General features: G+C 75.6%; 2 protein-coding genes and 1 pseudogene. All 3 read left to right on the top strand.

The genetic code is table 11. The annotated features are described in order from the left end of the window. Positions 1 to 18 precede the first annotated feature (18 nt). A pseudogene (locus ACQYWQ_RS27790) lies at positions 19 to 3,018 on the top strand (type I polyketide synthase); the annotation flags it as partial. Between the two features lie 190 nt (positions 3,019 to 3,208). Continuing rightward, positions 3,209 to 8,860, top strand: coding sequence for a type I polyketide synthase (locus ACQYWQ_RS27785; protein ID WP_431038433.1), 5,652 nt, complete (start codon positions 3,209 to 3,211; stop codon positions 8,858 to 8,860). Next, a complete protein-coding gene (locus tag ACQYWQ_RS27780) occupies positions 8,857 to 10,362 on the top strand; it encodes an FAD-dependent oxidoreductase (RefSeq protein ID WP_431038432.1) in 1,506 nt (501 codons plus the stop codon). The genes ACQYWQ_RS27785 and ACQYWQ_RS27780 overlap by 4 nt, the downstream gene beginning before the upstream one ends. The last annotated feature ends 167 nt before the right edge of the window (positions 10,363 to 10,529 follow it).

The raw sequence follows: 10,529 nt of genomic DNA, 5'->3' as shown, positions 1-10,529 counted from the left end.
GAGAACCACGCACTGCGCGCGGCCGCCACCGAGCCGGTCGCGATCGTCGGGATGAGCTGCCGCTTCCCCGGCGGGGTGCGCTCACCCGAGGACCTGTGGGAACTGCTCACCTCCGGCGGCGACGCGGTCTCCGCGTTTCCCGACGACCGCGGCTGGGACCTCGAAGGGCTCGCCGACCAGGACCCGGAGCGCCCGGGCACTTCGCACACCCGGAACGGTGGGTTCCTGTACGACGCGGGGGAGTTCGACGCGGAGTTCTTCCGCGTGAGCCCGCGTGAGGCACTCGCGATGGACCCGCAGCAGCGGCTGTTCCTGGAGACGTCGTGGGAGGCCCTGGAGAGGGCGGGGATCGACCCCGCCGGACTGCGCGGCAGCCGCACCGGCGTCTACGCGGCCTCCTTCTACCACGACTACGGTCCACCCCTGCACGAGACCACCGAAGGCGTCGAGGGCTACCGGCTGACCGGCAGTCAGTCCAGCGTGCTGTCGGGCCGGGTGGCGTACACGTTCGGCCTGGAAGGCCCCGCGGTCACCGTCGACACGGCCTGCTCCTCGTCGCTGACCGCCCTGCACCTCGCCGCTTCGGCGCTGCGCCAGGGCGAGTGCACCCTCGCCCTGGCGGGCGGTGTCACCGTGATGGCGACGCCCGGCACCTTCGTGGAGTTCAGCCGTCAGCAGGGGCTCGCCAGGGACGGTCGCTGCAAGTCCTTCGCCCAGGGCGCCGACGGCACCGGCTGGTCCGAGGGCGTCGGTGTCCTGGTCCTGGAGCGGCTGAGCGAGGCGCGGCGCAACGGGCACCGGGTCCTCGCCGTGGTACGGGCCAGCGCGCTCAACCAGGACGGCGCGAGCAACGGCCTGACGGCCCCCAACGGACCCGCCCAACAGCGCCTCATCCACCAGACCCTGGCCACGGCGGGCCTCGGCACGGGGGACGTGGACGCGGTGGAGGCGCACGGGACGGGGACCCGCCTCGGCGATCCCATCGAGGCGCAGGCGCTCCTCGCCACGTACGGGCAGGGCCGCGCACCGGACCGCCCCTTGTGGCTCGGCTCCGTGAAGTCCAACCTCGGCCACACCCAGGCCGCCGCGGGCGTCGCGGGCGTGATCAAGATGGTGCTGGCCCTGCGCGAGGGGGTGCTGCCGCGCACCCTGCACGTGGACGAACCGTCGTCGTTCGTGGACTGGGACGCCGGTGCCGTCTCCCTCCTGACCGAGCAGCGGGAGTGGCCGGACACGGGCCGCGCGCGCCGCGCCGCCGTCTCCGCCTTCGGCATCAGCGGCACCAACGCCCACGTCATCCTGGAGCAGGCGAAGGACCCGGTTCCCGACGCGGTCCCCGAGCGGGTGCCCGCCGCCCCGGTACGGGAGCCCGCGACGCTCCCGCTCCTCGTGTCGGCGGCGAGCGCTTCAGGACTGCGGGCCCAGGCGGACCGCCTCGTCCACCACCTGACCGCGCACCCCGAGGACGCGCCCGCCCCGATCGCCCGCGCCCTCGCCACCGGGCGGGCCGCACTCGACCACCGCGCCGTCGTCCTCGGCACCGACCGCGCACAGCTCCTCACCGGACTGCGCGCACTCGCCGACGGCTCGCCCGCACCCGGGCTGCTCACCGGGCGGGTGGGCCACGACGGCTCGCTCGCCTACCTCTTCACCGGACAGGGCAGCCAACGCCCGGGCGCGGGGAGGGAGCTGTACGACACGTATCCCCTCTTCAGGGAAGCACTCGACGAGTTGAGCGAGGCGTTCGCCGGGCAGCTCGATCTGCCGCTGCTCGACGTCATGTTCGCCGAACCCGGGACCGGGGCGGCGAAGGCCCTCGACACCACCGCCTTCGCCCAGCCCGTCCTCTTCGCCCTGGAGGTCGCGCTCTTCAGGCTGCTCGGCTCCTGGGGCCTCGCCCCGGACTACCTGCTCGGTCACTCCGTGGGCGAGATCGCGGCCACGCACGTGTCGGGAGCGCTCGGACTGCGGGACGCCTGCACCCTCGTCGCCGCGCGCGGGCGCCTCATGCAGGCGCTGCCCGACGGCGGTGTCATGGTGTCGGTGAGCGCCGGGGCCGAGGAGGTCGCCGATGTCCTCGCGGGGCACGAGGACCTGGCGGGGATCGCCGCGGTCAACGGCCCGGCGTCCGTGGTGATCTCCGGTGAGCGGGAGACCGTCGGGCGGATCGCACGGACACTGGCCGACCGGGGGCACAAGACGCGCGCGCTCGCGGTCAGCCACGCCTTCCACTCGCCCCTCATGACCCCCATGCTCGACGCGTTCCGGCGCGTCGTGGCCGCGCTCGACTTCGGCGAGCCGCGCGTCCCCGTGGTCTCCGACGTCACGGGACGTCCGCTGGACGCGGCCGAGCTGGCCTCCCCCGACTACTGGGCCCAGCAGGTCAGGCAGCCGGTCCGGTTCCTCGACGGAATGCGGTTCCTGGAGGCCGAGGGAGTCACCGTCCACATCGAACTCGGTCCCGACGCGGTGCTCACCGGCATGGGACAGGACTGCCTGAAGGAGCCGGGCACAGGAGACACCGCTCCGGTGTTCGCCCCCCTGCTGCGCCGTGGCCACGCCGAGGAGCTGTCGCTGCTGCGCGCCCTGGCCGAGGCCTCGGTGCAGGGGGTACGGGTGGACTGGGCCGCGCTGCTGGGCGGCGGGAGCACCCCGCGGGTCGAGCTGCCCACGTACGCCTTCCAGCGGCGGCGCTACTGGCTCTCGACGACCGGCACGGGCGGGCGGATGAAGGACCTCCCCGCGCCCCCGCCGGCCGAGGACACGCCCGGGTACGCCGGTCTGGGCGACCTTCCGGAGCCGGAGCGCGGGCGCCGTCTCCTGGACCTCGTCCGCACCGAGATCGCCGCCGTCCTGGCCCACCCCACGACCGAGTCCGTGCAGGCGGGGCGGGCGCTGAAGGACCTGGGATTCGACTCGCTCGCCACGGTGAAACTGCGGAACCGGCTGAGCCGCGCCACCGGACTCGACCTGCCGCCCACGGTGATCTTCGACCACCCGACACCCGCCGCGCTCGCGGGGCACCTGAGCACCCTGTTCACACCCCCCGCTCCCGGGGCCGACGAGCCGGGCGCCGCGCCCGCGCCGCAGCCCGCCGACCACGCGCTCGCCGACCACGCGCTCGCCGAGCGCATCGACACCGCGTCCGACGACGACCTCTTCGCCCTCATCGACAGCGAGCTGGGCGCCCCGACCGACGAGGACAGCGATGTCTGACACAGACAAGCTCCGTGACTACCTCAAGCGCGCCACGGTCGAACTCCAGGACGCCCGCCGCCGTTTGCGCGAGACCAGGGAGCGGGCCACCGAGCCGGTCGCGATCGTCGGGATGAGCTGCCGCTTCCCCGGCGGGGTGCGCTCGCCCGAGGACCTGTGGGAGCTGGTGACCTCCGGCGGCGACGCCGTGTCCGGTTTCCCCCAGGACCGCGGCTGGGACCTGGAACACCTCTACGATCCCGACCCGGACAGGGCCGGCACCTCGTACGTGCGCGAGGGTGGGTTCCTGTACGACGCGGCGGAGTTCGACGCGGAGTTCTTCCGCGTGAGCCCGCGCGAGGCACTCGCGATGGACCCGCAGCAGCGGCTGTTCCTGGAGACGTCGTGGGAGGCCCTGGAGAGGGCCGGGATCGACCCCGCCGGACTCCGCGGCAGCCGCACCGGCGTCTACGCGGGCTGCGCCGCCGCGGACTACCAGGCGATGCTGCACGCGCCGCCCGCCGACATCGAGCCCTACCGGCTCACCGGCGTCTCGGGCAGCGTGCTGTCGGGCCGGGTGGCGTACACGTTCGGCCTGGAAGGCCCCGCGGTCACCGTCGACACGGCCTGCTCCTCGTCGCTGACCGCCCTGCACCTCGCCGTGCGCGCGCTGCGCTCCGACGAGTGCTCGCTCGCCCTGGTCGGCGGGGTCAGCGTGATGACCACCCCCTCGTCGTTCGTGGACTTCAGCAGGCAGCGCGGCTTCGCGGCGGACGCCAGGGTCAAGGCGTTCGCCGAGGCCGCCGACGGCACCGGCTTCTCGGAGGGCGTCGGGGTCCTCGTCGTGGAACGGCTGAGCCAGGCGCGCCGCAAGGGGCACCGGGTGCTCGCCGTGGTGCGGGGCAGCGCCCTCAATCAGGACGGCGCCAGCAACGGCCTGACCGCGCCGAGCGGTTCAGCCCAGCGCGGAGTCATCCGCGCGGCCCTCGAGGACGCCGGTCTCGGCACGGGGGACGTGGACGCGGTGGAGGCGCACGGGACGGGGACCCGCCTCGGCGATCCCATCGAGGCGCAGGCGCTCCTCGCCACGTACGGGCAGGGCCGCGCACCGGACCGCCCCTTGTGGCTCGGCTCCGTGAAGTCCAACCTCGGCCACACTCTCGCCGCCGCGGGCGTCGCGGGGGTCATCAAGATGGTGCTGGCCCTGCGCGAGGGACTGCTGCCGCGCACCCTGCACGTGGACCGGCCGTCGTCGTTCGTGGACTGGGACGCCGGTGCCGTCTCCCTCCTCACCGAAGAACAGGAGTGGCCGGACACCGGCCGCGCGCGCCGCGCCGCCGTCTCCGCCTTCGGGATGAGCGGCACCAACGCCCACGTCGTCCTGGAGCAGCCCCCCGAGGAGCCCGCGGCCACCGCGGAGCGGGAGGCGGAGCACGAGGCCGTGCCGCCGGAAGCGGCCGGGCACGAAGCCGGGACGGCACCCGCGACCGTCCCGCTCCTGGTGTCGGCCGCGAGCGCGGCCGGGCTGCGGGCCCAAGCGGCCCGCCTCGTACACCACGTGACCGGACACCCCGAACACTCCCCCTCCCGGATCGGCCACGCCCTCGCCACCAGCCGCGCCACGCTCGACCACCGCGCCGTCGTCCTCGGCACCGACCGCGCACAGCTCCTCACGGGGCTGCGCGCACTCGCCGCCGGTGAGCCGTCCGAACGAGTGGTGACAGGGGTGGCCGGGGACAGGGACGGCGTGGTCTTCGTCTTCCCCGGCCACGGCTCGCAGTGGGTGGGAATGGCCGAGGAACTCCTCGCCGCCTCACCGGTGTTCCGGACCCGTTTCGACGCGTGCGCGGCGGCGCTCGGCCCCTACGTGGACTTCTCGCCCGCGCGGGCGCTCGGCGACGCCGCGCTCCTGGAACGCGTCGACGTCGTCCAGCCGGTGCTGTGGGCCGTCATGGTGTCGCTCGCCGGGTTGTGGCGTGCGCACGGGGTCGAACCGGCCGCCGTGGTCGGGCACAGCCAGGGCGAGGTCGCCGCAGCGACCGTCGTCGGCGCGCTGAGCCTGGACGAGGGCGCGCGTGTGGTGGCGGCCCGCAGCCGGGCCCTGGCCTCGCTGCCCACAGGCGGGATGGTGTCGGTCGCGCAGTCGGCCGAGCGGACCGCCGAGCGCCTCGAACGCTGGGCCGGGCTGCTGGACATCGCGGTGGTCAACGCCCCGTCGTCCGTGGTGGTCTCCGGGGACGCGCGGGCCTGCGCCGAGCTGCTCGACGAGTGCGCGCGCGAAGGAATTCGTGCCAAGCGGCTGCCGGCCGCGCAGGCGGGCCACTCGCCCCACGTGGAGGCGGTGGGGCCGCGACTGGCGGCGGACCTGGCGGGCCTCGCGCCGAAGCCGTCGGCGATCCCGTTCTACTCCTCCGTGGAGGGCGCGGTGGTGGCCACCGAACACCTCGACGGCGCCTACTGGTTCCGCAACCTCCGGCACACCGTGCGCTTCGACCGGGCCGTGACGGCTCTCGCCGACGACGGGCTCAGGACCTTCTGCGAGGTGAGCCCGCACCCCGTGCTGACCTTCGCCGTCGCCGAGGTCCTGGAGACCACGGGCACCGCCCTCACCCTGCCCAGCCTGCGCCGCGGCGAGGGCGGACCGGCGCGGTTCGGGGCCGCGCTCGCCCGGGCGCACGTGCACGGAGTGGCCGTGGACTGGTCCCCGCTGCTGCCCGCGGCGGGCCCCTTGGCCGAGCTGCCGACCTACGCCTTCCAGCGGCGGCGCTACTGGGCCGAGCCGCGAGCCGCCGCGCCCGCCACGGAGGAGTCCGCGTTCTGGGCAGCCGTGGAGAGTCCGGACCCCGGGGCTCTGGCCCGGCTCACCGGGCTCGGTGAGGACGACGTCCCCGAGGCGCTGCGCAGGGCGCTGGCCCGGTGGCGGCGCGAGGGGAAGCAGGCCGTGCCCGGTGGGCCGCGGGTCCACCGGGTGCGGTGGCAGCCCGTCGAGCCGCCCGAGAGCGTCGCGCCCGGCGGCACCTGGCTGCTCCTGGTCCCGGCCGCGGAGGAGCCGGCGAGCGACACGCACGACGCCATGACGCTCGGCTCCCTCGCCTCCGCGCTGACGCGCGCGCTTGAGGACGAGGGGAGCCACGTCGTACGGATCACGACCGGTCTGACGCACGACCCGGACGACTGGCGCGGGCACCTGTCCGGCCTGCTGCGGCACGAGGCGGGGCACGCCAGGGACACGCCCGTGGGAGTGCTCTCGCTGCTGCCGCTCGCCGGCCGCCGCGGCGACGGCGCGTCCCCTTCCCGTGGCGCCGCCGCCACCGCGGCGCTCCTCGGCGCCATGACCGACGTCGGCGCGCAGGTCCCGCTCTGGTCCCTCACGTGCGGCGCGGTCACCGTGGCGGACACCGACGCACCGGCGGACCCCTGGCAGGCGGCGGTGTGGGGGCTCGGGGCGGCAGCGGCCGCGGAGAGCCCGAAGACATGGGGCGGTCTGGTTGACCTGCCCTCCCGGCCCGACGCCCGCGCGGTCACCAGGGCCGTGCGCGCGTGCACGGCGCGCGGGCCCGAGGACCGGTTCGCCGTACGGGCCTCCGGGCTCCATGTGCCGCGCCTCGTGACCGGCACGCAGGAACCGGCGGGAACACCGGCCTGGGTGACGAAGCCGGGGACCGTGCTCGTCACCGGAGGGGTGTCGGGGCAGGGTGCCGCCACCGCCCGGTGGCTCGCCTCCGCCGGGGCCAGGAGCCTCCTGCTCACCCGCGACGCCGGGGAACGGGGCGGGCACCACGGCGGGCAGGGCGCACAGCGCGAACAGGAGGGCCGGGCGGCCTCGGTCAAGCGACTGTCCTCATTGGTCAAGGAGTTGGAGGCATCGGGAGCCACGGTCACCGTGGCCGACTGCGACCCAGGCGACGCCGGTGCCCTGGCCGCGCTCCTGGAGCGCCTGCCCGACGGTCTCCGCGCCGTCTTCCACGCGAGCGCCTTCCTCGCCGACGTGTCCCCCGGCCCCGGCTCCGCGCGGCCGGGCCCTCCGCGGGCGGCCCGGCTTCAGGGCGCCCTGACGGAAGCGGTACGCGCGGCCGAGAACCTGCACCGGCTGACGCGTCCCTTCGCGCCCGACGCCTTCGTGCTGTACTCCTCGCTCGCCGGCACGCTGGGCACCGGCCCCGCCTCCGCGCCCCACGGCGCCGTCGGCGCCGCCTTCGACGCGCTCGCCGGGCAGTGGCGCCGGTCGGGGCTGCGCGCCACCTCCGTGGCCTGGGGCCCCTGGACGGGCGACGACCCCGCCCGGCACGCACTGCTCGCCGCGCGCGGTCTGCCGCCGATGACCCCGGACACGGCGCTGCGGGCCCTGCCCGCCGCCCTGGCACGCGAGGAGGACGTCGCGCTGCTCGCCACCGTCGACTGGGAGCGCTACGCGCGCCACGTCGACGGGGTGCGCCGCGATCCGCTGCTCGGGGCCCTGCCCCAGGTCGCGCGCGTACGGGACCGGGCGGAGCCCTCCGGCGCCCCGGCCTCCCCCGAGCGCCTCGCCGCCCTCTCGCCCGAGGAGCGGCTCGCCGCCCTGCACGACCTCGTCCGCGCGGAGGTCGCCGCCGTCCTGGGACACCCCGACGGCAGCTCCGTCGACCCCCTGCGCCCGTTCATGGAGGCGGGCCTCGACTCGCTCACCACGGTCGAACTGCGCGGTCGGCTCGCCGAGGCGACAGGACTGCCCTTGCGGGCCCGCGCGGTGCTCGACTGCCGCACGCCGCGTGCCCTGGCCGACCACCTCGACCGGCAGTTCGCGAGGGACACGCCCGAGCGCGCGCCCGAGCCCTCCTTCGCCCTGCGCGAGGAACTGCGCGCGGCGTTGGAGGTCCCGCGCGACACCGACGCGTTCACCGAGCGGCTCGCCGCGCTCGCGAAGGACCGGGACGCCTTCACCCTGCCCCTCCCCGACGAGCTGCCGGAACCGGTACGGCTCGCGAACGGTGACGGCGCGCGCACGGCGCTGTTCTGCCTGCCGACCGTGCTCGCCTCCACGGGCCCGCACCAGTACGCCCGCTTCGCCGCGCCCTTCCGCGGCGAACGGCCCGTCCACGCCGTGCCGTTGCGCGGGTACGACGACGGCGAGCGGCTTCCCGCGACGCTGGACGCCCTCGTGGCGGCGCTCGCCGAGACCGTACGGCGCGCGGCCGCGGGGGCGCCGTACGCCCTCGTGGGCTATTCGTCGGGCGGGCTGCTCGCCCACCTCGTGGCGCACCACCTGGAGAGCCAGGGGGAGCGGGTGGGCGGTGTCGTCCTGCTGGACACCTCCGCCCCGAGGACGGGGCAGGCCGTACGGGTGACCCCGGCCGTCCTCGCGGGCATGGCGCAGCGGGCGGGCGAACTCACGCCGCTCGACGACACGCGGCTGACCGCGATGGGCCAGCATCTCGCCCTGCTGCGCGACTGGGCCTACGTACCTGTCCAGGCGCCCACGCTGCTCGTCCGCGCCGGGACACCGGTGCCGGGAGCGGCGGGGGACGACGACGGCTGGCGGGCGGTCTGGGAGCGGCCCCACGAGGCGGCCGAGATCCGTGCGGACCACTTCACCCTGATCGAGCAGCATGCGGAGGCTGCCGCCCGCGCTGTGCGGGACTGGCTCGGCCACCGTGGTGCGGACCCGGCGAAGGAGCATGAGGAATGAGTGCCAGAAGTGCGGTGCTGATTGTCGGAGCGGGACCCTGCGGTCTCGCCGCGGCCGTCGCGCTGCGGAAGCGCGGGGTCGGCGTCAGGATCATCGACGCCGCGGACACCCCGGTGACCGGCTCGCGGGCTTTGCAGTTGTGGCCGGGAGCCCTGGACGTGCTGCGCGAACTCGACGTACTCGACGAGGCGGAACGCCGGGGTACCCGGGTCACGGAGATGGTGTACCACTTGGCGGGCAGCACCGCCTTGCGGGTCCGCCTCGGTGGCGTCAACGAACCCCTGCTGCTGCCCCAGGAGCAGACCAACGAGATCCTGGAGGCCCGCCTCGAAAGTCTGGGCGTCCGCGTGGAACGGGCCCTGAAGGTCACCGATGTCGCCCGGACCGACGGCGGCGTCAGCGTCAAGGCCGAGCGGCCCGACGGCACGTCCGAACTACTCGACGCCGAGTGGCTGATCGGCGCGGACGGGGTGCGCAGCACGGTGCGGGAGGCGCTCGGCATCGGCTTTCCCGGGGAAGCCGTGCCCAGCCCGTTCCTCATCGCCGAGGGACGCTTCGACGACAGCCACGCGCCCGGTGGTGTCCACTACTACTTCGGCCGCACCGGCTCCCTGGTGTTCGCGCCGATGCACCACGGTGTCGCCCGTGCGGGCTTCCCCGTTCCCGAGGACTTCGAGCCGAGCGCCGAAGCGGTGCGGCGCCTCCTGGCCGAACGAGGGGCGACCGGCATGCGGCTGACCGAGCTGACGGCGCTCTCGAAGTTCGCGAGCCACGAGCGGATCGCCGAACACTTCGTCAAGGGCCGCTGTCTCCTGGTCGGCGACGCCGCCCACACCCACGCGGCGGTCGGCGGCCAGGGCCTCAACCTCGGGCTCCAGGACGTGCGCAACCTCGCCTGGCGCCTCGCGGGCGTGCTGGCCGGGCGGCTCGATCCCGCCGTCTTCAGCGCGTACGACACCGAGCGGCGCCACGCGGCGGCGCAGACCGTGCGCAACACGCGGCAATTCGTGCGGCTGTTCACCGTGCCGTCCTGGGCGACGGGCGTCCGCGACGGGCTGTGGCGGGCCCTGGAGTCGGCAGGGGTACTGCGCCGGTGGTTCGCCCCGTTGATCGCGGGCCGACGCATCCACTACCCGCGGCAGGCAGGCGCGCGGGGGCCGCTGCGCGGCACGACCCGGGCGCTGGCGCTGCGCGCCGCCCGCCTGGCCCGCGCGGGGGAACGCACCCCGCCCGGCCTGGAGGCGGGGGCAGCCGAGGCGGGTGACGCGCTGCGGCTGTGCGTCGCGGGGAGCGGACACGGACGGCTCGCGGAGCGCGCCCGGGAGTTCGCCGGGGAATACCCGGACCTGGTCACGTACCGCCCACTGCCGGGTCCCGCCCGGGGCTTCGTGCTGCTGCGCCCGGACGGGTACGTCGCGGCCAGCGGTACGACGCCGGGCGAACTCGCCGCCGCGCGAGGCGTCCTGGCCGCACTGGCGAAGCCCCGTACGCCGACCGGCTGACCACGGGGACGGGCGGGGCGTACCGGCTGCCACCGGTGCGCCCCGCCCGTCGCTGTCCTGACCCGTACGGCCGAGGGCCCGCACGGCCGAGAGCCCGCACCGCCGAGAACCCGCACCGCCGAGGCGCTTCGCGTGCGCCGGGCGCACGAAGCCGGCCCCGGCCCGCT

This window comes from Streptomyces sp. P6-2-1 (assembly GCF_050613165.1).
In the GTDB taxonomy this organism is placed as follows: domain Bacteria; phylum Actinomycetota; class Actinomycetes; order Streptomycetales; family Streptomycetaceae; genus Streptomyces.
This window is presented reverse-complemented; position numbering and strand designations above follow the sequence as displayed.

Bases quoted from the DNA above. Each gene is read 5' to 3' on its own strand.
- ACQYWQ_RS27780 (WP_431038432.1), top strand. From the start codon at position 8,857: ATGAGTGCCAGAAGTGCGGTGCTGATTGTCGGAGCGGGACCCTGCGGT.
- ACQYWQ_RS27785 (WP_431038433.1), top strand. From the start codon at position 3,209: ATGTCTGACACAGACAAGCTCCGTGACTACCTCAAGCGCGCCACGGTC.